This window comes from Ferribacterium limneticum (assembly GCF_020510585.1).
GTDB lineage: Bacteria > Pseudomonadota > Gammaproteobacteria > Burkholderiales > Rhodocyclaceae > Azonexus.
On the sequence record NZ_CP075190.1, the window covers coordinates 3,994,773 to 4,016,799 of the forward strand.

20 protein-coding genes are annotated in these 22,027 nt (G+C 57.2%); 3 read left to right on the forward strand and 17 right to left on the reverse strand.

Annotated elements, in window-relative coordinates; genetic code table 11:
• On the reverse strand, window positions 1-339 hold the full coding sequence (locus KI613_RS19070) for a helix-turn-helix domain-containing protein (protein ID WP_226402452.1): 339 nt from the start codon (window positions 337-339) through the stop codon (window positions 1-3).
• A 507-nt stretch (window positions 340-846) separates the two neighbouring features.
• Between KI613_RS19070 and KI613_RS19075 the strand changes: the two genes are divergently transcribed.
• Window positions 847-1,416 carry an NADAR family protein gene (locus KI613_RS19075; protein WP_226402454.1) on the forward strand — a complete coding sequence of 190 codons (570 nt, stop codon included), beginning with the start codon at window positions 847-849 and terminating at the stop codon, window positions 1,414-1,416.
• On the opposite strand, the gene KI613_RS19080 is transcribed toward KI613_RS19075, so the two are convergent.
• Genes KI613_RS19080 through KI613_RS19100 form a run of 5 tightly spaced genes read right to left on the reverse strand, consistent with a single transcriptional unit; the run spans window position 1,390 to window position 8,517 of the window.
• Window positions 1,390-2,499 (reverse strand): carbohydrate kinase family protein, encoded by a 1,110-nt coding sequence (locus KI613_RS19080; RefSeq protein ID WP_226402455.1) that lies wholly within the window; start codon window positions 2,497-2,499, stop codon window positions 1,390-1,392. The two genes, KI613_RS19075 and KI613_RS19080, sit on opposite strands and share 27 nt — an antisense overlap.
• The gene (locus KI613_RS19085; protein WP_226402456.1) at window positions 2,480-3,577 is read right to left on the reverse strand and encodes a hypothetical protein; all 1,098 of its coding nucleotides are present in this window, start codon (window positions 3,575-3,577) and stop codon (window positions 2,480-2,482) included. Before KI613_RS19085 ends, KI613_RS19080 begins: the two co-directional genes overlap by 20 nt.
• Window positions 3,574-5,466, reverse strand: a complete 1,893-nt coding sequence (locus KI613_RS19090; protein ID WP_226402458.1) for a hypothetical protein — start codon at window positions 5,464-5,466, stop codon at window positions 3,574-3,576. The genes KI613_RS19085 and KI613_RS19090 overlap by 4 nt, the downstream gene beginning before the upstream one ends.
• Window positions 5,459-6,577 (reverse strand): phosphoribosyltransferase-like protein, encoded by a 1,119-nt coding sequence (locus KI613_RS19095; RefSeq protein ID WP_226402460.1) that lies wholly within the window; start codon window positions 6,575-6,577, stop codon window positions 5,459-5,461. Before KI613_RS19095 ends, KI613_RS19090 begins: the two co-directional genes overlap by 8 nt.
• Complete coding sequence (locus tag KI613_RS19100) at window positions 6,574-8,517, reverse strand: HAD hydrolase family protein (protein ID WP_226402462.1); 1,944 nt, start codon at window positions 8,515-8,517, stop codon at window positions 6,574-6,576. The genes KI613_RS19095 and KI613_RS19100 overlap by 4 nt, the downstream gene beginning before the upstream one ends.
• Window positions 8,518-8,890: 373 nt before the next feature.
• Here KI613_RS19100 and rpoH point away from each other — a divergent pair, with 373 nt between their 5' ends.
• Window positions 8,891-9,751: an RNA polymerase sigma factor RpoH gene (rpoH, locus tag KI613_RS19105; protein ID WP_226402464.1), complete on the forward strand. Its 861-nt coding sequence runs from the start codon at window positions 8,891-8,893 to the stop codon at window positions 9,749-9,751.
• Between the two features lie 132 nt (window positions 9,752-9,883).
• Here rpoH and KI613_RS19110 read toward each other — a convergent pair whose 3' ends face one another.
• The 5 genes from KI613_RS19110 to KI613_RS19130 all read right to left on the reverse strand — a co-directional run bounded on the left by KI613_RS19110 (window position 9,884) and on the right by KI613_RS19130 (window position 15,092).
• Entirely contained in the window at window positions 9,884-10,378 is a 495-nt protein-coding gene (locus KI613_RS19110) for a nitrate reductase cytochrome c-type subunit (RefSeq protein ID WP_226402465.1), read from the reverse strand.
• Window positions 10,379-10,408: 30 nt separating this feature from the next.
• Complete coding sequence (napH, locus tag KI613_RS19115; RefSeq protein WP_226402467.1) at window positions 10,409-11,314, reverse strand: quinol dehydrogenase ferredoxin subunit NapH; 906 nt, start codon at window positions 11,312-11,314, stop codon at window positions 10,409-10,411.
• Entirely contained in the window at window positions 11,311-12,183 is an 873-nt protein-coding gene (gene napG, locus KI613_RS19120) for a ferredoxin-type protein NapG (RefSeq protein ID WP_226402469.1), read from the reverse strand. The genes napH and napG overlap by 4 nt, the downstream gene beginning before the upstream one ends.
• Before the next feature lie 88 nt (window positions 12,184-12,271).
• Window positions 12,272-14,824: a nitrate reductase catalytic subunit NapA gene (gene napA, locus KI613_RS19125; RefSeq protein WP_404826951.1), complete on the reverse strand. Its 2,553-nt coding sequence runs from the start codon at window positions 14,822-14,824 to the stop codon at window positions 12,272-12,274.
• 1 nt (window position 14,825) lies between these two features.
• Window positions 14,826-15,092 carry a chaperone NapD gene (locus KI613_RS19130; protein WP_226402471.1) on the reverse strand — a complete coding sequence of 89 codons (267 nt, stop codon included), beginning with the start codon at window positions 15,090-15,092 and terminating at the stop codon, window positions 14,826-14,828.
• Between the two features lie 280 nt (window positions 15,093-15,372).
• On the opposite strand from KI613_RS19130, the gene KI613_RS19135 reads away from it, so the two are divergent.
• Window positions 15,373-15,927: a hypothetical protein gene (locus KI613_RS19135; protein WP_226402473.1), complete on the forward strand. Its 555-nt coding sequence runs from the start codon at window positions 15,373-15,375 to the stop codon at window positions 15,925-15,927.
• Window positions 15,928-15,942: 15 nt separating this feature from the next.
• Here the strand turns inward: KI613_RS19135 and KI613_RS19140 are convergent, their stop codons facing one another.
• From KI613_RS19140 to KI613_RS19165, 6 genes are all read right to left on the reverse strand, one after another.
• On the reverse strand, window positions 15,943-16,716 hold the full coding sequence (locus tag KI613_RS19140) for a TatD family hydrolase (RefSeq protein WP_226402475.1): 774 nt from the start codon (window positions 16,714-16,716) through the stop codon (window positions 15,943-15,945).
• On the reverse strand, window positions 16,710-17,963 hold the full coding sequence (locus KI613_RS19145) for a D-amino acid dehydrogenase (protein WP_226402477.1): 1,254 nt from the start codon (window positions 17,961-17,963) through the stop codon (window positions 16,710-16,712). Before KI613_RS19145 ends, KI613_RS19140 begins: the two co-directional genes overlap by 7 nt.
• Window positions 17,960-20,113 carry a RelA/SpoT family protein gene (locus tag KI613_RS19150; protein WP_226402479.1) on the reverse strand — a complete coding sequence of 718 codons (2,154 nt, stop codon included), beginning with the start codon at window positions 20,111-20,113 and terminating at the stop codon, window positions 17,960-17,962. Before KI613_RS19150 ends, KI613_RS19145 begins: the two co-directional genes overlap by 4 nt.
• 21 nt (window positions 20,114-20,134) lie before the next feature.
• Window positions 20,135-20,341: a DNA-directed RNA polymerase subunit omega gene (gene rpoZ, locus KI613_RS19155; protein ID WP_226402481.1), complete on the reverse strand. Its 207-nt coding sequence runs from the start codon at window positions 20,339-20,341 to the stop codon at window positions 20,135-20,137.
• 14 nt (window positions 20,342-20,355) lie between these two features.
• The gene (gmk, locus tag KI613_RS19160; protein ID WP_226402483.1) at window positions 20,356-20,964 is read right to left on the reverse strand and encodes a guanylate kinase; all 609 of its coding nucleotides are present in this window, start codon (window positions 20,962-20,964) and stop codon (window positions 20,356-20,358) included.
• Window positions 20,965-21,084: 120 nt separating this feature from the next.
• A complete protein-coding gene (locus tag KI613_RS19165; RefSeq protein ID WP_226402485.1) occupies window positions 21,085-21,951 on the reverse strand; it encodes a YicC/YloC family endoribonuclease in 867 nt (288 codons plus the stop codon).
• Between the last annotated feature and the right edge of the window lie 76 nt (window positions 21,952-22,027).

The following is a 22,027-nucleotide window of genomic DNA, read 5'->3' on the forward strand; positions in this document are numbered from 1 at the left end:
TTACTTACCCTGCCGTGGCCGAAGGGCGCTCAGCGTACGGATCACAGCCGCCAGACCTTTGGCATGCTGTGCCGAACCATCCCAGGTGTCACGCACCGCCTCGATCAATTCATCGTTTGCCTTAACGGCATCTACCGTCACCCCGTGCTCGAAGCCTTCAACATATAGGCAAACTTCTTCGAACAAGCGTGAGGCACGGATGCCTTTGGCACCCAGAATCCGACTGACCTGCCCTTGGCTGACACCCAAAGCGTCGGCAATCTGTTGCTGCGTAATGCCCAATCGCTTGCAACTTTCTGCCGCTCGAATGGCCCGTGCTTTTTGCGCTGATGAAATCATGCATTAAGTATTACACAATCGATATTTACATATCAATAATCTGATCATCGCCATTTCGTTTTACCGAGGAAATCAGCGGCAAATTTTGAACTGGTGCTGATGGCTGCCTTGGACGATTTAAAGCACTCCCAAACCCACGCAATCTAAGGAGTTCATGCTGCTAATGCTTGGCTGGAACTCCTCCTTTCGGTCACTGCTGAAAATTTGCTAGCTACTGTGAGAATTCATAATTGAACTGCAAATCAACATTAAAATGCGGTACATTTACTGCATTTTTACATGATATATACAGTATAAATACTGTACAATTTGGTATGCCTAGAGGAAAGCCAAAACTTAAAACGGTATCGATGACGTTTCGAGTCGAACCACGCGTAAAGAAAGCCGCTGAGGTGGCCGCGAAGCGCGACCGAAGGAGTCTGACGAACTTTATTGAGGTTTTGGTTCTTGAACACTGTGAATCCGTCGGGATTGACCCCGATTTGCTTCACTCAGAGGAGATTAAGAATGCCGAAGACGTCTAACTCGCGAAGTAAACCCCTTGAGCTCACGGTGAGAGTAACTGGCACGACAAATGACGAGATTCGGTTTTATCGGGCAAATGAAAAGCCCTATGGTGTGTTCAGTAACCTATTTAGGCGCGCCATCACATTTGAGGATGTGGAATACCCGACCGCAGAGCATGCATATCAGGCAGGGAAAGCACGAAAGGAAGCGGTTCGAGATTGGATTTTGAGCGCTCCCAGCCCATCGCTTGTAGCCATGGCAGCTCACGGGCTTTATACGTGGGATATCGCGCCAAACTGGTCAAAGACAAAATTCGCCAGAATGAAGGGAGTATTGCTGGCAAAGTACACTCAGCATGACGACCTTAAGCAGCTACTGCTAAGTACAGGAGATGCTCGCTTGGTGGAGTCTGCGACCGTCGATAACGCGGTCAACCGTCTGTGGGGCGAGGTCAACGGCGTTGGGAAAAATATGCTTGGAACGTTGCTAATGGAGGTTCGTGAGGAGATCAGGCAACTCGAACTCCAAGAGGAGGCATCTAATTCAGCTCGTGAGGGGCTTGCAGCATAGGTTTATCGCCCATGCCCCCGCGGCGTCGCGGGGGGCTGGTAACGGGGAGCTAAAGCGAAGATAGGTTTGAAAGTCTTCGGAAACGGGAGGCCAAGCCGAATATAAGCTGCCGTTGAATAAATCAGCATCAAGCAATTGAGCCAATCTGGCTTTCACAAAATCTTCGTTCAATAGCCTAGCAAGCCCGCGAGCCCCCGATTGCATGCAGTTCAACGCAGCCAACGCTTGGCCATAACGCAAAGCGCTAGTTAATTTTGGCGGTGACTTTTCCTTAACGCCGGCCTTCGCGCTCAGGTAATACAGAAAACCTGCGGTACACCAGTCACCAGCCCCTGCCGTATCTGCGACATTCGAGACTTTCAGAGCATCCAAGGAATACCAGGCTTGCTCGCCACAATTGGGAAGTCTGAAGCGCAAGCCTTCTGCTCCAGCTGTTTGTATTTCGACATCAACCATATGCCGATCAAAGGATTCCAATTGATCGATGCGGTCATCTGCATACTTCAACACGTTACAACAACGTATTGCTTGCTGGAACGCCGCGTAGTCGGTGCCAATGGTCGATGGTTCGAACATGACTAAGGCTCCCCGCTGACGATAGGCTTCAGCAAGAGTAAGCGCCCACGGTGTAACTCGATCAAAGTAGAACACATCTGTGGAGTTGATCTGCTCCAGGACATGCATACAGAATGTTGTATCGCTACCCGGCACAAAGTTGCGCTTGGAGCCACAGAAAGGGCATGAGAAGCTGAATTTGTGAGTTCTCTCTCCATCCCCTGGCCATTGATAGACAATCGGCGTGGCCGCTGAGTCCTCTTGGGCGATAAATCGAGTGTCAGCGTTGAGGGAAGCAAACTCTCCCTTGATGCGTTGGGCTGCAGAATCTTTGCCGAGCCTGGCTACCGGAACCGCAGACCATCCGAGAAACGCAAGAATAGCCAAAACATTGCCTGTAGAACCTCCAAGAGCGGTATCCGTAGGCTGGCTATGTTCGTGAATGAGGACGTCTAAGGCTACCAGGCCTGTCCCAACAACTCGGGGAGCCTTCTGCACAGCATCCGCGTTATAGTTGTGAGTTCTCATAAGGCGCTCCGGCAAGCAGGATGTGCCACAAGTGGTCAGGTTCCTGTACTTCGACCTTCGATGGGACGGTGGACGAAACATTATAGCTTATCGTTTCCACGTAAAGCATTGGCAGTTCAAGATCGATTGCGGCCAAGAGCATCCCCAAGCTCCCGATCCTCCACCCGCAAGGTGAGAGCACGGTTATGGCTTTTTGTTCCGTCGCGGTAAACACTTCCTCTCTCGCTGCCACCATTTTACAAATCGAATTGAAAACATCCATGGGATTCGACTCGTGTGCGTAGATCACGTTCAGATGGCTGCAGTCCCAATCTCCGTGGAAGTCTCTCTCGAATTCGAACAAGAGTGTGTCACCGCGTCTTGCATTTCTGGATGGGAACGGGACAATCGGACAGACCTCCGCAACGCTGGATGACGATGAGAGCGCTCGGTACATAAGTTCCATTTGGCTGGATGCACCTTCCGAGAGTTGAGGAACCCATAATTTCAAATTGTCTGCAGTGCTATCCAAGCCCATCGATCGTTGAAATCCATGCATCCACTCGGCTCGGTCACTGGATTCCGAAGTTAGCTCTATGCGACGTGCGTCAGAGGAGGCGACCAGCAGGTGGACATTTGCTCTCCTATTGAGGCCGATCTCGATCGCCTGCTTGACCAGTGGAAAGCACACTCCCCGGGACATCCCCGTAGCATCAATCACGATGTCCGTATAGCCCTGCTTATACCATTCTGCGGCTCTGATGACAGCATTCCGGCCACCAATTGTTGCGCCATCATCGGCAACAATGTCGACTTCGACGAACTGCACATCTTTGCCAACCGCCTCTTGCACGTAGGCCTTATGTAATCGACCGATTTCCGACAGCGAGGCTGTTTCCCTACGTTTTTCGACTATTACTCGAATATCAACATTGGAAAACCGCGAAAAAATTTCCGCAGGGAAATAAAGGCTTTGAGACTGAATCCCGAGAGTTGAAATGAGTAGCGTTTTCTGAGTGCGAGGAAAGTAGTCCCGAGCAAACTCAAGGACATCTTTGCCACTTTGGGCAAAACAACGGTCGGAGGTAAAACGAGTCATTTTGCAACGCTCTCGATCAATTCCGAAAGTGATCCTTCACAAAATCCGCCTTTACTGAATGTAAGCCCGTTAGCGAGGATGGGAAGCCCCCCAAGCTGGAACAAGCACCAAGTCTTCCGTTTGCACTCGTAGCTCTCGTGTAGCGTGATTGCGTTATAGGCCAGTGCGTAATGCAGAACGGGAACCAGTTTCCCGCCATCCCTTTGGAAGCGCTCCATATCGGTCTGCGGGATTCCGAAGGCATTTGCCCCATCATCCAGCGGCGCGTTTGGTGCGAGAGTCCGTTGCTTGCAACGCTCTACAATGAACTCGATAAGACGTCTCACTTCAGAACTGTGAGGGAAATTCCAACTCCGGATTGCTCCTTTGGCTGCTTCAATCAGAATTGAGTTTTGTGCCTTGGCATCTAGATTGGGATCGCGTCCTCTAACAACCCGTGTTTCGATTTGATCGACCAAGACACCGGCGAGATGAATGAACTGTTCAATATTCTCTCCACTAGCATCGGCCAAGCACTCGAACGAGTAATAGAAAGGCTTTCCAAACTCATGGAATAGTTGAAGGGCCGCGCCGTTGATGAGTTGTGAGCCGACATTGCGCGGTTCTGGCAGGGTTTCAGGTGCCGGAGTCTCCGCGGCGAACAGTTCCGCTTGGGGAGTTCGGCGCATCTCCCGATGTATCAGAATTCGAGTGAGAGCTAGCTTTTCGTCTGCTCCTAAATTTGACGGGATCCACGACCTGATTTGATCCAATCGCTCATGAGAAAAGCCTGAGGCCTTTGCTGCCGTCAAAACGCTTTTTTCCAGGTCTTTAAATTGGCCTGCGGTGAGTTCCGGTGATGCGGCAGCAAGGCAATTGTCCAATTGAACTCCTCGCCGACGTAAGACAGGCATCTGGTCGATATAGCGTCGAGCAATATCTTTGACTGTCGCCCGATATGCCCTTTTCTCTGTCGCCGCCGTGCCGCGTTGCATTAGCTGAAGAATCCAGTCTCGATCCTTTGTACTTCCAAATTGACCGGATTCCGGCACCTGCAACGCTTTCCGAAGAGCTTCTGGGCTAACAGCATCTACCCGGGTCATCAACCAACGCGCAACCTTGATCTCACGGTTCTTGAGCCATAAGTCGACTTCGCTATATTGGTCTGGATGCAATTCATGCGCGTCGTCGACAATGCATAGCGGTCGGAGCGTTAATTCCCCGCCTTGGATTCCAGAAATTTCTGGGACCAAGAAGGATTCAATGATTTGAAACGCCTCATAGGTAGTTTCTGGACCTGAAGTAGCTAGTTCTCTTTCACTGGGCGGAACTAGGGCGGTAATAATCTTGAAGACCTTTTCCTCGACGGCGCGTGCATGGGCTCTGAAAGCAAGTGGGTCTGCTGTGCGAATCAAACCGGCCTGAACTTCAGATTGCTCGCGAGCGATGATTCTGATCCGTGCAAGGTCGACGCCAACCCCTTCAAGTTTGCGTAGCCAACCAAGAACTGCTCGGGCTTGAATCAAGGAACGCAATAGTCCGTGCCGAATCTTTACCGAATAGGGGAGTTCCCAGATATTTCTGACGTCCGAAGTTGTCGGCAGGCGGCAGGCAAGAATCTTGGGGCGAGAGTCGGCGAGCATCTCGCATTCGCCCAGTGTCTGAGCCAAGTCTTTGTGGTCTTTGCTGTGTAAAGACCGGAGAAGAGCAATAACAGTGTCGAATTCAACCAGGCGTGCAATTGACGTTTTGCCACTCCCGGGTGTGCCGACGACAGTCACCAGGCGGTCGAAATATGCACTTACGTTGCCCTCAAAGAACCGCCGAAGGGGTTCCGGGCTTAGAACTAATATTAGGCTGGCGGGATCTTCAAAGTATTCCGTTGCCCGCTTTTTGAAAGGGTTATCCATGACCGATGTGGCGTTTCTTGCGTGAGAACAGCGGTTTCATTTTGGGGGCTGGCGCTGCCCATCTGCTTGTCGACGATGCCCAGAGCAGGGCAACGGAGTTATTGGGTGTGTTGTGGTAGAGGACTAGAGGGAGTCCACCTTGTTTGTAACCGAACCAGATGTTCTTCCCAACGATGTTGTCCTCGATAGAAGGATCATAGTGATCGGCGAAGAGCTTTACCAATTCAGGTAGGCTGGCGTCATCGATAACAATATCGCTACCAAGAACATATGAAAACGTAAGTACGAGCTTAAATTTTGGATTTTCGCGTTGATATTGATCTGCGTTGTTAACGGTGATCGAAGACGCCTTATCCGATGAGAGATAGTGATGAGCGTGAATCCAGCAGCCTTCGGCAATTGCCTTATCTTGACCAGTTCCAACACGGTCCTTATTTTGCCGGCAGAAAGTAGGAATTTTGCCGCTCCACTCGTTTTCCTCATGTCGAATTAATGTGGTTCCGGAGGCTGTGAAATCATCGAGCAGGCATATTCGTTCAAATAATGCTTCTTCCGCGTTGAAACCATTCAAGTCAAGACGCTTCCGAAGCTCTTTGGTGAGTTTCTTCCACTTCTCATCCGATATCTCGCTAGCGGCAACTACCTGCTCATTTGAGACGTGGCCTTCATTTTCTCGACGGAAGACGTCCGTTTTTGCGCCATCGCTTAGTCCGACGTAAAGCGTTCGTATGCCCATGAGCTTGAGACGTGTTTCTGCTTGAACATTTCCCCATGTTTTGTAGTAAGGGAGGCTGAGTTCGGCCGCAACTTGTCGCCGCATTTCCTCCTGAATGGACGGCATAGTTAGGTTTACCAAATGGTGCATTTCCCTTTGGCAAACATAGATCAGGCGGTTTCGCAGAAAGTTGTATGCCGTTTTCCTGTCTTCTTGTTTGAACTGCCCAATCCAAGCCAGCAGATTTGCGAAGAAGTGGGCGCCGGGGCTGTAGCCTTGGTAGTGGTCATATTTGGCTTCAACTAAAAGGGCAAGCCAGGAGAACTCCGCTGTTGCTTGGATCTCATCCCAGTCCATAAGGTCTGCTAAAAGGCGCATTGCGAGTTTTGCTTTCACAATTGCTTGCCCCCTTTACGCAACGTTTCGCTCAGGCCGTCCATAAGGGTTGATGAGAGGCACCGTCCTTGATCGGTTCTTTGCAAGGAATTCATATAGAGAAGCGTTCCAGTGACACCTTTGTAGCCGCGTGGCAGTAGATTCCAGCAAGTGCCTGGAAATGGCGATACGCTATCAACACTCAAACCTAAACCACTGTCCAGAAGTTCAAAGTCGTTACCGTCCAAGTCTCCTGAGTCACCGATTCTGAGTGTCTCGGTCATCGGATCGGCATTGGCATAGTGTGCGATCGCTCGTACCACGTTTTCTTTACCAACGTTTTCAGTGATCACATCGATTGAATGTCCAGAGCAGAATACACGCCATCCGTTATGGTTTCCTCGTTGTATCCAATGCCTGATTCCGGCAACGGCACGATGCTTTGCACCAAAGTTTTGCATTCGAAGGCTCATCTGGCCCCCGCGATTTTTAGGAGTCGTTTCAAGATTCGCCACAATCCCTACATCCTTGAGCCATTGCTCTAGGTCATCAAAGCGCGGGTCACCCGCAGGTTCCTCGAACTTCTCGCTATCAAGTGAGGCAATAACGGAACCGCTGTAGTAGCCGATGATGATCTTTGACCACGTGTCCGAACTTAGCTTTTTCCGAAGGTCGTCATAAAGCGAATCACCTCGCCCGGATGCGAATCCAATGATGGTGCCATTCCGAGCCAAGTCTTCAATTGAGGAAATTAACCGTTCGTCGAGTCCTTCGTATCGGAGATCGGTATCGCAGAACGTCCCATCAAAATCACAGGCCAGTGCCTTGATGTTGGCATTCCTCAGTCGCTCACAAAACTCGATGGCAGCGGTTGTCCAAGCGGCCGTCCGATAGACCTGATCAACGTTGCAACGAAGCTTGCGCCGCAACGATATTTGTTCCGAATCTGCCAAAGGGAGCAATTTCTTGACGTCCAGGGCGTGAATGTTGCGTCCGAAACTGGACACTACAGGTTGCCCAGGATCTCTTTGCTGATGCTGGCCCAGAATGTCAGTTATCAAGATTGCGTCAATGACGCTGACCAAGCTTGCCAATATGGGGTCGTTTGGAAGCTCGACTTTGATTATTGGAACCTCCCGGGGAAACAATTCGAGAGTCGAGTCGCATAGCGCTTTGTCATTGGCAGAATGGAATGCAAGAAAGCAGGGAGCGCTTCGGACCTCGGCGAGTTGGAGGTGGCGTCCATGAGCGAATTGCCTGTAGTCGGTTAATTCGCATCCTCCCAGCGCCGACTCGGCAAGTTTGGATTCAATGTCGATAGCGCCAATGCGCCCTACAGTCCCGTAGAGAACTGCAAGCGATTTTCGAGACGCCATGTGTTCCGACAGACCCTGATCGACTAGATTGGCACGCCGCTCCATCAGCCAATTCCGGTCGACCTCACGTATTTTCTCGATTCCTTTTATCCCATAAGCTCTGGTGACGAGGATCATTGTTGCAATGAGAGAGTTAGTCGCTAGGTAGCCGTCTTTCCCCCAAGGCATTTGGAAAGATGCAACAGTTGCGGCTCCTGTTTCTCGGCATTTCGTAGCCAACGGGGTGTTGGGGCGGAGAACGATTGCCAGGCCGGGCAGCTCAAATGATGCGATCCGATCAGCTGCCGCCAAGATGTCCAGATTCTTTCCTTCGGCGGATATCAGTAGTCCGCTGGCGTTCTCCATCGGACGCTGATGGGCGAGAAACTCTCCTGGCGTGGTACTTCTGGAGAGCAAGCCAAAACAGGATTCATGCAGCGTTGCAATGAATGCAGCGGCCGTTGAAGAGCCCCCGGAGCCAATTCCAATCAGATTTCTCCCTGACAGGGCAGCGAGCGAGCGGGTAAGGAACCTGACGTCCTCATCTAGCGCCCACGCTATTGCGTCCGGGATGTAATCAATTTCATCTGAAAATTTCTTGCCCATCTGCTTTCTTGGAGGAGGGTATGCTGCCGTATTGTAACTTCCCTGTCGGCCAAGAATGCCAAATGAAAGTAGCTATTGTCGTCTGCCTCTGGTCTGCACGATTCGACGTAAAAGTCCTGAGCTTGCATGACCGAGTTCTTGATCCCGCAGACGCTGCTTTAACCAAACTGCTACTGGACATAACGGCGACGTCCTTAATCTAAGGACCTGCTAGGGAGTTTTCGACTTTATAAGAGAGTTTGCGACTTTAATGATCAGTTTTCGACATTAATTGCTTGGAACAGCCGCGCATCCGGAAACTTTTTCCACCACTTAGCACTCTTAGGCAGCGAGTGCTAATATATGGATGTAACTTGAAGGAGGACATTACGCTATGACCCATGCCCTGACACTTCCCATCCCGTCTGCCATTGGTAACATCGACGCCTATATCCAGGTGGCGAACCGTTATCCGATGCTGGCCGAGGCCGAGGAAATCCGGCTGGCCGAGCGTTTCCACAACGAAGGCGATGTGGAAGCGGCGCGTCAGCTCGTGCTTTCGCACCTTCGCCTCGTCATCTCCATTGCCCGCGGCTATCTCGGCTACGGCCTGCCGCATGCCGACCTGATCCAGGAAGGCAATATCGGCCTCATGAAAGCCGTCAAGCGCTTCGACCCGACGCGCGGCGTCCGTCTGGTGTCGTTTGCCATGCACTGGATCAAGGCCGAGATTCACGAGTACATCCTGAAAAACTGGCGTCTGGTCAAGGTGGCCACCACCAAGGCCCAGCGCAAGCTGTTCTTCAACCTGCGCAGCCTGAAGAGCGATTACGAAGGCGTCGATACACTGAACGGCACGCAAGCAGCAGAAGTCGCAGCGCGTCTGGGCGTCAAGCAGGACGAAGTCGTCGAGATGGAAACCCGCCTCTCGGGCCGCGACATCGCTCTCGAAGGCAATCCTGACGACGGCGACGAGGCCTTTGCGCCGATCGATTACCTGGCCGACTCGCGCTACGAGCCGACCCGCGTTCTCGAAAACAAGGCCGTCGCCCGCCTGCACGACGAAGGTCTGCACGAAGCGCTGGCCGCGCTCGACCCGCGCAGTCGCCGCATCGTCGAAGCCCGCTGGTTGCCGGAAGGCGAAGCCGCGACGCTGCACGATCTGGCCGCCGAGTTCGATGTTTCGGCCGAGCGGATTCGCCAGATCGAGGTCAAGGCCCTGCAGAAAATGCGCGGCGTGCTGGCCGAGGCCTGAAAGACGGCATAGCACATTTCATTTTTCGCCGTTTTTTCGGGTTGACCGCAGCAATCAGCGACGAAACTGAAAAGACCGGCCAGACAGCAAAAAAGGGAGCCTCGGCTCCCTTTTTCGTTATTGATTGCTGCTTCAGTTCTTTTTCTTGCCCTTGGCGGTTTTCCCTTCAGCCAGATCACCCTTGAATTCGTTTTCGACGAGCGGCGGCGCATCGACTTGCGGGACGTGGCATTGGGTGCAGTTGTGGCGCAGCGACGAGGTGGTCGGCAGGACCTTGCCTTCACGGTCGCGGAAGTGGCTGTCACCGATCTTCGGCGCCTTTTTCTTCTTGTAGGTATCGGCGCTGTGACAGCTCAGGCACTGGTTTTCTTCGAGGGTAATTTCATCGAAGTTCTCGACCGCGTGCGGAATGACCGGCGGCTGGTCGCGGTAGGTACGCGCCACTTTCTCCTGGCCGCCCGGTTTGCCACCCAGGTATTTCTTGGCTTCCGGCGCCTGATCGGTCGCGCTCACGTCCGCCCCCCGCATCGGCCTGGGTGATTCCTGGGCCTGCGCGAGCGGACCGGAAAGCGCCCAGCAAGCAGCGGCTGCCAGAATGGCAAATCTCGTCTTCAGCGTTGATTTCATGATGGGCGCTCCTCCTCTTGAACTCGATAATCAGCGGGCTTCCGACTGCGTCACCGCAGGCTGGGCAGTGGAAACCGGGTTATTGAACCGCAACCCGAAGGTAAAGACCTCCTTCGAGCAGACATCAATGCAACGACCGCAATTGGTACAGTTCGGACTCAGAATGACCGGGCCGACACCCTTGCCTTCCCCCTTGAGCGCCGGCCTGATGACCTGCGGTTCGGGGCAGACTTCGAAGCAGTCCATGCAGTCGTTGCAGGCGGCACGCGCCGGTGCCGAGATCCGGACCGGGCTCCAGCGACCGAGCAGGCTGTAGAAAGCGCCAACCGGGCAGAGCCGGCCACACCAGCCGCGACTCGTCACGAACAGGTCGAACAGGAAAACAACCAGCACCACGGTCCACGCCATTCCCATGCCAAAAATCAGGCCGCGATGCAGCATGGAAACCGGATTGATCAGCTCCCAGAGCACGACGCCAGTTAGCGCCGAGCCGACGAAGGTCATGCCGAGTATCCAGTAACGCGTATTGCGGCCAAGCTGCGAACTGCCCTTGATGCCGAGACGGTTGCGCAGCCAGCCGGCGGCGTCGGTGACGATATTGACCGGGCAGACCCAGCTGCAATAAACCCGCCCGCCAACCAACAGGTAAAAAACTAGCACGATGGCCATGCCGACCAGACCCAGGGTTTCCGGCAAATGCCCGGTCACCATCGATTGCAGGGCAACGTAGGGATCGGTCAGCGGCAACACGCCGAGGGTGTAGCTGTAGGCCAGATTACCCTTGACGATCCACTGGCCAAACCACGGCCCGGCGAGGAACAGGACAAGAATGGAAAACTGCGAGATGCGGCGCAGGATCAGCCATTTGTGGGCCCGCAGCCAGCCTTTTTCGGCCACCGCTTCGGCCCCGATACGCTTGTTCTGGACGGCGCTCATGGCTTGCCCCCCAGTCCGGGCGGCAGACTCGGAATGGCGCCGGCTTCACTACCCGGCATGCCGCGCATGGACTCGGTGTGGCCGCTGGCCGGATCGTAGTGACCAGGCAGGACGGCGCCATCCGGCAAGCGGTCGGGCAGGTCCACCATTTTCGATTCGTCGATCAGCGAATGGCCGGCCTTGGATTTTTCGTCCCAGCCGATACGGTAGTGCTTGCCGAGCTCGCCCTTGGCCAGCTTGGGCGGCAGGATGCGAATGGCCGCCTCTTCGAGGACACAGGATTTCTCGCACTTGCCGCAGCCGGTGCAGTGCTCGGAATGGACGGTCGGCAGGAACATGGCATGGCGACCGGTGCGAGTGTTGGGCACCATGTCGAGCGTGATCGCCTTGTCGATGACCGGGCAAACGCGATAGCAAACGTCGCAGCGCAAGCCGAGAAAATTGAGGCAGGTTTCGTGGTCGATAAGCACGGCGACGCCCATCTTCGCCTTGTTGATGTCGGTCAGGCTGTGATCCAGCGCGCCGGTCGGGCAGGCCTTGATGCAGGGAATGTCATCGCACATCTCGCACGGGATGTTGCGCGCATTGAAAAACGGCGTGCCGGTCGCCACCGGCGTTTCCGGCTTGGCCAGTTCGAGCGTGTTGTAGGGGCAGTCGCGCACGCACATGCCACAGCGAATGCAGGCGCCGAGGAAATCATCTTCCGGCAGCGCGCCGGGCGGACGCAGGGCAAGCGCCGGCAGGGCCTTCGCTTGCTTGGCGTACAAACCAAGCCCGAGACCAAGCATACCCACGCCACAAACCATCTTGGCCGAGTCGAATATGAACTGGCGGCGCGCCGCACCGCTTTTTGGGGTTTTTGCTGTCATCACTCTTTCACTTGTCCAGTTCAGCCGTCACGGGTGGGCCCCGCTCCCACCCGTTCGGCACTCCCTGATTGTTCTTCCGGTCAGTCCCTCAAGCCTTGACCACCTTGCACGCACACTTCTTGTAATCGGTCTCTTTCGAGATCGGGCAAGTCGCATCCAGGGTCAGCTTGTTGACCAGACGATGTTCGTCGAAGAAAGGCACGAAGACCAGTCCAAGCGGCGGTTTGTTGCGCCCCTTGGTTTCGACCCGCAACTGGATTTCGCCCCGCCGGGTCGCTACCTTGACCACATCGTTGCGGGCCAGACTGCGCTTCTTGGCATCTTCCGGGTGCATGTAGATCACGGCATCCGGCATCGCCTTGTAGAGTTCCGGGACGCGCCGCGTCATTGAGCCGGTGTGCCAGTGTTCGAGCACGCGGCCGGTACACAGCCACAGGTCGTATTCGGCATCCGGCATTTCGGCGGAGGGCTGGTAAGGCAGCGCGAAAGCGATGGCCTTGCCGTCCGGATAGCCGTAGAAACGTACGCCCTCGCCCTTCGGCACATAAGTGTCGTAACCCTCGCGGAAGCGCCACAGCGTTTCCTTGCCATCGACCACCGGCCAGCGCAGGCCGCGCGCCTTGTGATAAACGTCGAAGTTGGCCAGATCGTGCGCCTTGCCACGACCAAAGCTGGCGTATTCCTCGAACAGGCCTTTCTGCACATAGAAGCCGAAGGCCTTGGACTCGTCGTTCATGTAGTCCTTGATGCCGTGGGCGTTAACCTTGGCGACCTCGTCCAGCCCGAACTTGTTGACCTGGCCGTTGGCGAACAGCACGTCGTACATGGTCTTGCCCTTGTACTCCGGGTTCTTGTCGAGCAACTCGGCCGGCCAGACTTCTTCGATCTTGAAGCGCTTGGAGAATTCGAGGTATTGCCAGAGGTCGGACCTGCCTTCGCCCGGCGCCTTGACCTGCTGGCGCCACATCTGGCCGCGCCTTTCGGCGTTGCCATACATGCCCTCCTTCTCCATCCACATGGCGCAAGGCAGGATGAGGTCGGAGGCCATGGCCGACACGGTCGGGTAAACATCGGATACGACGACAAAGGCCTTCGGATTCCGCCAGCCCGGATAAATCTCTTCATTGACGTTCGGCCCGGCCTGCATGTTGTTGGTCGTCGACGTCCAGTAGAAGCCAAGCTTGCCGTCCTTCAGCGCGCGGCTCTGGGCCACGGCGTGCAGGCCGATCCAGTCGGGAATGGTGCCGGCCGGCAGCTTCCAGAGCTTTTCCGACAGTTCGCGGTGCTTGGGATTCATCACCACCATGTCGGCCGGCAGGCGATGGGCAAAGGTGCCGACTTCGCGCGCCGTGCCGCAGGCCGAGGGCTGACCGGTCAGCGAGAACGGCCCGTTGCCCGGCTCGGAAATCTTGCCGACCAGCAGGTGCACGTTGTAGATCATGTTGTTCACCCAGGTGCCGCGGGTGTGCTGGTTGAAGCCCATGGTCCAGTAGGAAACGACCTTGGTTTTCGGGTCGGCGTAGGCCTTGGCCAGCGCTTCGAGATTTTCCTTGGGCACGCCGGAAATCTCGTGCGCCTTGTCCAGCGTGTATTCGGAGACGAAGGCAGCGAACTCGTCGAAAGTCATCGGCGTCGAGTTGTTCGGGTTGCCCTTCGGCTTGCCTTCTTCGCCCGGGTAGCCGTTGTTCATGGCCACCTTTTCGAGCGGGTGATTCGGCCGCAGGCCGTAGCCGATATCCGTCACGCCCTTGGCGAACTTGACGTGTTTGGCGACGAAATCCTTGTTGACCGCACCGGTCTGGATGATGTGGTTGCAGATGTAGTTGAGGATGGCCAGATCGGACTGTGGCTTGAAGATCAGCGTGTTGTCGGCCAGTTCGCAGGAGCGATGACTGAAAGTGGATAGGACATGCACCTTGACGTTCTTGGCACTGAGCCGGCGGTCGGTGATGCGCGACCAGAGGATCGGGTGCATCTCGGCCATGTTCGAGCCCCACAGCGCGAAAACGTCGGCGTGTTCGGCGTCGTCATAGCAGCCCATCGGCTCGTCGATGCCGAAGGTGCGCATGAAACCGGCAACGGCCGAGGCCATGCAGTGGCGGGCGTTGGGGTCGAGGTTGTTGGTCCGGAAGCCGGCCTTCATGAGCTTGGCGGCGGCATAGCCTTCCCACACCGTCCACTGGCCGGAACCGAACATGGCGATATTGCGCGGCCCGCCTTCCTTGAGCGCGCCCTTGCACTTTTCTTCCATGATGTCGAAGGCCTGGGTCCAGGTGATCGGCTTGAAGTCACCATTCTTGTCGTACTTGCCGTCCTTCATGCGCAACATCGGCGACATCAGGCGGTCCTTGCCGTACATGATCTTCGAGAGGAAATAGCCCTTGATGCAGTTGAGGCCGCGATTGACCGGCGCATCCGGGTCGCCCTGGGTGGCCACGACGCGGCCTTCCTTGACGCCAACCAGCACACCGCAACCGGTACCGCAGTAACGGCAGACGCCCTTGTCCCAGCGCACGCCATCGTCCCTGCCCTTTTGCTGCGCCATGACGGCGTTCGGCACGCTGATGCCGGCGACGGTAGCGGCCGCCGCGACTGCGTTGCTCTTGATGAAATCACGCCGGGTAAGTTTCACTTCGATCATCTCAGGCCTCCTCATCTGGATCGGATTCGTACTGGTGATAAACCAGCGAGGCCGAGATAACCCCCGGCGTCTGGCGTATCGCCTCAAAGATATTGCTGGTGTTGTCCTGATCGCCGGATTCGATCGTCACGATCATCCGGCCATCTTCGCCAACCGCATGGACCTCGACCCCCTCGAGTTCGCGCAGGCTCTTGCTGACCACCGCCGCGTCGGCGGGCAAAACGCCAAGGATGACGCTGGAAATATTGATGCCGGAGGAAACTTTCATGTCCATACCACGCCCAGTCGATTAGATGTCAGCGAGGGCAATCTACGCCCATAAGGCGAGGCTTCTTTAGCGCAGATCAAAACGGGGAAATACCCCTAGGACTTTTGCTGGAATGTTGACGGCGATCAAATGCCGGGCAGGATGCGTCAGTCACTGGCCACCGTTGCAGCCGTGTACGGCAGGCAAGCTGGGCCGCGTGGCTGCCCCGAAGCCCGCTTCAGTAATATGCAGTGAGAATGCTAGGATTGGGCTCCCCACCGCTGCCTTGAGGAGACAACACTTGAAACGCTTCATGATGCTCTGCCTTGCCGCGCTTGCGTCAACGGGCGCCACCGCCCAAACCGCCGGTTTCCTGTGCTGCAACATGCGCACCGATGGTGCCTGGATCAGCGATATCAACTACCTCGACGCAGGCAAGACGATGATTCCCGCCGGCACACCCTTGACCATGAACGGCTACGGCAAGAACCGCGTCCATGTCGTGATCAACGGGCGCAAGCAGGACATCGGCAACGACTACAGCCGCAGTACGCCGCTCGACGCCTTTGCCAAGCGTTACATCGTCGACCAGGATCCGCTCGAGAAACTGCGGACCTATCCGAAAAAGATCCAGGACGCCATCGGCACGGCCCGCCTGACCAAGGGCATGACCCGCGAGCAGGTGATCATGGCAGTCGGTTATCCGGTCAGCGACGAGAATCCGAACCTGGAGAGCAAGACCTGGCGCTACTGGCTGAACAGCTGGGGTGAATTCGATGCGATTTTCGATGACAGCGGCCGGCTCATCAAGATCGAGGCCGAAGCAGATATCCGCCCCCTGGTCGTCGTCGAGTAATCCGCGCCAGCCTGCTTAGATATCGGCGTGCAGGGCCGGCAGCACGGCCCGTGCATTGGCGGTCGTCTGCGCCGCCAGGCTGGCCGGTGAGATATTGCGCAACTCGGCCAGTACCGCGGCGATGCGCGGCAATTGGTCTGGCGCATTGCGACCACCGTTGAGCCAGGCCGGCGGAATGTCCGGCGCGTCGGTTTCCAGAACGATGGATTCGAGGGGGAGCGTGCGCGCCAGTTCGCGGATGCGCGTCGAACCATCAAAAGTCATCGCCCCGCCAAAGCCGAGGACGAAGCCGAGTTTGATGAACTCATCGGCCTGCTGCCGACTGCCGTTGAAGGCGTGGGCGATGCCGCCGCGCACGCCGATCCGGCGCAATTGCTTGAGCACCGGATCGATCGCCCGGCGGACGTGGAGCAGTACCGGCAGATCGAATTCGCGGGCCAGCTTCAGTTGTTCGACGAAAAAGTGGGTCTGACGCTCGGCGTCGAGGCCGTTTACGTAGAAATCAAGCCCGATCTCGCCGACGGCAACCGGCGGCGCCTGCTCTAGCCAGCCGCGTAGCCGGGACAGGTCTTCCGGGCTGGACTGGTCGACGTAGAGCGGGTGGATTCCGTAGGCCTCAAGGCAGGCCGGATAGTCGGCAATTTTCGATTTTGGCTGAAAATTCCGGTTGACCGTAACCCCCGGCACAACGATCCGCCCCACCCCCGCCGCCGTTGCCGCGGCATATACCGCGTCGCGATCGGCATCGAATTCGGCCGCATCGAGATGGCAGTGGGTGTCGATCAGCATTTGACGAAGGGGAAATCCGGTTCGGGCTGGGCGCCGCTCATCAGGTCGGCCAGGGCGGCCGCCGAGCCGCAGGCCATCGTCCAGCCCAGCGTACCGTGGCCGGTGTTGAGCCACAGGTTGCCGTAGCGCGTCCGGCCGATGATCGGCACGTTCGACGGCGTGGCCGGGCGCAGGCCGCACCAGAACTCCGGTTCGCCGAGCGTTTTGAGTTCGGGAAAAAGCTGGCGGGTGCGCGTGATCAACGCCTGGCAACGCACCGGATTGAGATCGAGATTGAAGCCGGTGAACTCGGCCGTACCGGCGATGCGCAGGCGGTTGCCGAGACGGGAAAAGACCAGCTTGCACTCGTCGTCCGTGACGCTGACCATCGGCGCCACGCTATCTTCAGCCAGCGTCAGCGTCGCCGAATAGCCCTTGGCCGGATAGACCGGCAGGCGGATGCCCAGCGGCTTGAGCAACTGCGGCGAATAGCTGCTCAGCGCGACCACATAGGCGTCAGCTGTCAGCAACTCAGCCCCGTTCCGGCCCTGGGCGACGACGCCGGCGATCTGGCTACCGCCGGCAGCAATGCGCTCGATGGCCGTGCCGAAGCGAAAATCGACGCCGAGGTCCGTTGCCCGCTCGGCCAGGGCACAGGTAAATTTCTTGGCGTCGCCGGTTTCGTCGGAACGCGTGTAGTCACCGCCGACCAGCAGCGCCTTGGCGCCGGCCAGCGCCGGTTCTATTTTCAGGCATTTTTCGGTGTCGACCGTGAGACGATCCAGCCCGAACTGACGCATCAGCTGCGCCGCCTCGACCGCCGCCGAAAACTCTTTGCGATCGGTGTAAATGTGCAGGATGCCGCGCTCGAGGTGATCGTATTCCAGCGCCAATTCCTGACGCAGCGCCTGCAAGCGGCTGCGGCTGTACAGCGCCATCGCGACAATCGCCGCAATGTTGCGCCGGGTCCGGCCAGGCAGGCATTCGCCAAGAAAGCGCAGGCCCCATTCCAGTTGCGCCGGATCGGCTCGCCAGCGCCAGAGCAAGGGTGCATCTTCGCGCCCCAGCCATTTCACAAGGTGGCTCAGAACCTGCGGATTGGCCCACGGCTCGGCGTGAGAAACGGAAATCTGCCCGCCGTTGGCAAAGCTAGTTTCATCAGCGACCGCCGGCTGGCGGTCAATGACCGTCACCTGATGGCCGGCACGAGCGAGATACCACGCGCTCGTTGTACCGACAACGCCGGCCCCCAGCACCAGCACTCTCAAGTGTCGCCTCCCCTTTCACGGGTAATGCGGGTGACTTCCGGGATGTGGCGCATGCCGCGCATGACCGCCGCCAGATGGTTGCGATGGGCGACCTGGATGGTGAAGCGCAGCGAGGTAAACAGGCGTTCCGGGTCGGCGTCCATAGAAACATGCTCGATGTTCGAACCGGCTTCGGCAATGGCTGACGCAACCTGGGCCAGCACGCCGCGTGCATTCTTGACCTCGACGTTGATGCGGATATCGAACAGCTTGCCTTCTTCCGGCTCCCATTCGACATCAATCCACTTCTGTGGCTCGGAAGAACGCGACTTGCGGATCGTCGCGCAGTCGTGCGTGTGAATGATCAGGCCACTGCCCTTGCGGATCGAGCCGATGATCGGATCGCCAGGAATCGGCTGGCAGCAGCGCGCCAGCTGGATGGCCATGCCTTCGGTGCCATGGATGGCCAGCGCCATGCCGTTCGGGACATCGTGCGCCATGTCTTCGCGGGCCAGCAGACGACGGGCGACGACCGAAGGCAGACGCTTGCCGAGACCGATTTCGGTATAGACCTCTTCGATATTCTTCTGCCCCCCCGACTTGACCATCTGCTCCCAGGCCGCCGTCGGGATCGAAATCGGCACGACGCCGAGCGACAGCAATTCCTGGCGCAGCAGGCGCTCGCCGAGGCGTGCCGACTCCTCGTTCTGCATGGTGCGCAGGAAATGGCGAATCTTGCTCCGGGCCCGACCGGTCTTGACGTAGGTCAGCCACACCGGGTTTGGGCTAGCCTGCGGCGAGGTGATGATCTCGACCAGGTCGCCGTTGCGCAGATCGGTGCGCAGCGGTGCCAGCTCGTGATTGACCCGAGCCGCCGAGCAGTGGTGGCCGACGTCAGTGTGCACCGCGTAGGCGAAGTCGACCACTGTCGCGCCGCGCGGCATGGCCATGATCTTGCCCTTCGGCGTGAAGACGTACACCTCGTCCGGGAAGAGGTCGATCTTGACGTTTTCGAAGAACTCGGCCGAGTCGCTGGTCTGCATTTCAAGCAGCGATTGCAGCCACTTGTGCGTCTTGATCTGCAGATCGGCGCTGGACTCGTCCATGTCCTTGTACAGCCAGTGAGCGGCGACACCTTCCTGGGCGACATTGTGCATTTCGCGCGTGCGGATCTGCACTTCGACCGGCGTGCCATAGGGGCCGATCAGCGTCGTGTGCAACGACTGATAGCCGTTGGCCTTGGGAATCGCGATGTAGTCCTTGAACTTGCCGGGTACCGGCTTGAACAGGCTGTGCAGGGCACCGAGCGCCAGATAGCAGGTCGGCACATTGTCGACGACGACGCGGAAACCGTAGATGTCGAGCACCTGCGAAAACGACAGGTGCTTGTCCTTCATCTTGCGGAAGATCGAGTACAGGCTCTTCTCGCGACCGAACACCTCGGCCTTCAGGCCGGCATGCGCCAGCTTGTCGTTGATGCCGTCGAGAATCCGGGTGAGCAGTTCCTTACGGTTGCCGTGCGCGGTGGTCAGCGCCTTGGTCAGCACCTCGGCGCGATGCGGGTGAATCAGCCGGAACGAGGTATCCTGCAACTCGCGGTAGAGCTTGTTGAGACCCAGCCGCAAGGCTATGGGCGCATAGATCTCAAGCGTTTCACGAGCGATCCGGGCGCGTTTGTCGGCGCGCATGGCCGACATCGTCGCCAGATTGTGCTGGCGGTCAGCGAGCTTGATGAGCACGACGCGCAAATCGCGCGCCATGGCCATCAGCATCTTGCGGAAATTCTCGGCTTGCGCCTCCTGGTAGGAGGCGAATTCCATCTTGTCGAGCTTGGACAGGCCATCGACCAGCTCGGCGACTTCCTTGCCGAATTTCTCGGCCAGCTCGTGCTTGGTCGTCCCGGTATCTTCGAGCACATCGTGAAGCAGCGCCGCGGCAATCGCGTCGACATCCATCCGCCACTCGACGACAGCGCCGGCCACGGCCAGCGGATGCGTGATGTAGGCCTCGCCCGACATGCGCCGCTGACTGGCGTGCGCCTTGGCTGCGTAGGCATACGCAGCCTTGATTTTCTCTAGTTCAGCCGGGGAAAGGTAATCGAGACTATCGAGGAAAACCCGGTAGGCGGGTTCCTCTTCAACAGGCGGCAGAGGCGACGGCACGGAATCCATCAGTCTTCACCGCCCCTGCTTTCAGGACTGGCCGCGGTTAAGCACTTCCAGACCGATCTTGCCAGCGCCCATTTCCTTGAGCGCAACAACGGTCGGCTTGTGTTTTTCACCGTCGACCAGCGGTGTCGCACCATTGGCCAGCTGACGGGCGCGGTGGGCGGCAGCCAGAGTCATCATGAAGCGATTGGGAATTCTTTTCAGACAGTCATCAACGGTAACGCGAGCCATGGGAACCTCAAAAATCAGATCATTCTTTGAAACAGGGCGGCGTGCCGGGCACGCTGGGCCCCAAAGCTCAGACGGGAGGCGCGTACAACAGCACGCAAATCATCCAGAGCCTGAGCCAACTGGTCGTTAATAATAACATAGTCGAATTCCCCGACATGGCGCATTTCGGCCTGCGCAGCGGCAAGACGGCGGGAAATGACGTCGGCACTGTCGGTGCCGCGACCGGTCAGACGGCGGGTCAGTTCTTCCATCGACGGCGGCAGAATGAAGACGCCAATCGCCTGCGGAAACAAGGCCCGCACCTGCTGGGCGCCCTGCCAGTCGATCTCGAGCAGGACATCGCGATCCACCGCCAGCTGGTCGGCGATCCATTTCTTCGAGGTGCCATAGAAATTGCCGTGTACTTCGGCCCATTCGAGAAACTCCTGGCGGGCGATCATGGCCTGGAATTCGGTGGCATCGACGAAGTGATATTCGCGCCCGTTTTCCTCACCGGGGCGCGGCGCCCGCGTGGTGTAGGAGATGGAAAGCTGGACTGTTTTTTCCTGCTCAAGGAGCAGTCGAACCAGCGTCGTCTTGCCGGCACCGGACGGTGCGGCCACCACATAAAGATTTCCGGCCATGGGATACCTCAGAAAAACGCCCGCCGCGGCGGGATTACCTATTTGCTACGGTCAACCGGGAAAAACGGCCAAAATTGAAATTGGTCTGCTCAGTCCGCAGACCAACGCGCCACTCCCGATTTACTCCAGGTTCTGGATCTGCTCGCGCATTTGCTCGATGAGCAGTTTGAGCTCCATCGAGGCCTGCGACACCTCGGTGATCGCCGATTTCGAGCCGAGCGTATTGGCTTCGCGATTGAGTTCCTGCATCAGGAAATCGAGGCGCTTGCCACAGGCGCCGCCCTGCTTGAGCACGCGCTCGACTTCATCGAGGTGGGTGGTCAGGCGGGCCAGCTCTTCGGCGACATCGATGCGCGTTGCGAAGACGGCGACTTCCTGCAGCACGCGATCGTCGCTGGCACCACCCAGAGCTTCGGTCAGGCGTTGGCGCAGCTTTTCGGTGTAGATGGCCTGCGCCTCGGGAATACGCGGCGCGACGCGGCGGACGATGTCACGCATGGCGTTGACGCGGTCGATGATGGTTTCAGCCAGCTTGTCACCTTCGCGGCCGCGGGTTGCCGTGAAATCGACCAGCGCGTCGCGCGCCAGGGCCATGACTTCGGGGCTCAGGGCAGCGAAGTCGACGTTCTGTTCACCGAACATGCCTGGCCAGCGCAGGGTTTCGTTGACCGACAACGACATCGCCTCGGGCATCTCGCCGCGCACGCGCTCGTTCAGCGACTTGAGCGTGGCTAGCAGTTCGCCATTGATTTTGAGCTGGTCGGCCCGGGCAGCCGCCGCGTTGAAGGAGAGACGGCACTCGACCTTGCCGCGATTGATGCGGGCGGCGAGCACTTCGCGCAGCGGAATTTCCAGCGCGCGGAGATCTTCGGCAACGCGAAAATGAAAATCAAGATAGCGTGAATTAACGCTTTTTAGCTCGAGTTGCAGCGTTCCGTGCTCTAAATCACGTGTTTTAACGGCATAACCGGTCATACTACAAATCATTATCGGGAATCCCTTGCTTTACAGTCCGGACAACACGCCCGAAAATGCCTGAAATTGCATCATAACCGCGAGCTCC

Excerpts from the sequence above, each read along its gene's own strand:
- KI613_RS19070 (WP_226402452.1), bottom strand. The coding sequence starts at position 339 with ATGATTTCATCAGCGCAAAAAGCACGGGCCATTCGAGCGGCAGAAAGT.
- KI613_RS19075 (WP_226402454.1), top strand. The coding sequence starts at position 847 with ATGCCGAAGACGTCTAACTCGCGAAGTAAACCCCTTGAGCTCACGGTG.
- KI613_RS19080 (WP_226402455.1), bottom strand. The coding sequence starts at position 2,499 with ATGAGAACTCACAACTATAACGCGGATGCTGTGCAGAAGGCTCCCCGA.
- KI613_RS19085 (WP_226402456.1), bottom strand. The coding sequence starts at position 3,577 with ATGACTCGTTTTACCTCCGACCGTTGTTTTGCCCAAAGTGGCAAAGAT.
- KI613_RS19090 (WP_226402458.1), bottom strand. The coding sequence starts at position 5,466 with ATGGATAACCCTTTCAAAAAGCGGGCAACGGAATACTTTGAAGATCCC.
- KI613_RS19100 (WP_226402462.1), bottom strand. The coding sequence starts at position 8,517 with ATGGGCAAGAAATTTTCAGATGAAATTGATTACATCCCGGACGCAATA.
- rpoH (WP_226402464.1), top strand. The coding sequence starts at position 8,891 with ATGACCCATGCCCTGACACTTCCCATCCCGTCTGCCATTGGTAACATC.
- KI613_RS19110 (WP_226402465.1), bottom strand. The coding sequence starts at position 10,378 with ATGAAATCAACGCTGAAGACGAGATTTGCCATTCTGGCAGCCGCTGCT.
- napH (WP_226402467.1), bottom strand. The coding sequence starts at position 11,314 with ATGAGCGCCGTCCAGAACAAGCGTATCGGGGCCGAAGCGGTGGCCGAA.
- napG (WP_226402469.1), bottom strand. The coding sequence starts at position 12,183 with ATGACAGCAAAAACCCCAAAAAGCGGTGCGGCGCGCCGCCAGTTCATA.
- napA (WP_404826951.1), bottom strand. The coding sequence starts at position 14,824 with ATGATCGAAGTGAAACTTACCCGGCGTGATTTCATCAAGAGCAACGCA.
- KI613_RS19130 (WP_226402471.1), bottom strand. The coding sequence starts at position 15,092 with ATGAAAGTTTCCTCCGGCATCAATATTTCCAGCGTCATCCTTGGCGTT.
- KI613_RS19140 (WP_226402475.1), bottom strand. The coding sequence starts at position 16,716 with ATGCTGATCGACACCCACTGCCATCTCGATGCGGCCGAATTCGATGCC.
- KI613_RS19150 (WP_226402479.1), bottom strand. The coding sequence starts at position 20,113 with ATGGATTCCGTGCCGTCGCCTCTGCCGCCTGTTGAAGAGGAACCCGCC.
- rpoZ (WP_226402481.1), bottom strand. The coding sequence starts at position 20,341 with ATGGCTCGCGTTACCGTTGATGACTGTCTGAAAAGAATTCCCAATCGC.
- gmk (WP_226402483.1), bottom strand. The coding sequence starts at position 20,964 with ATGGCCGGAAATCTTTATGTGGTGGCCGCACCGTCCGGTGCCGGCAAG.
- KI613_RS19165 (WP_226402485.1), bottom strand. The coding sequence starts at position 21,951 with ATGATTTGTAGTATGACCGGTTATGCCGTTAAAACACGTGATTTAGAG.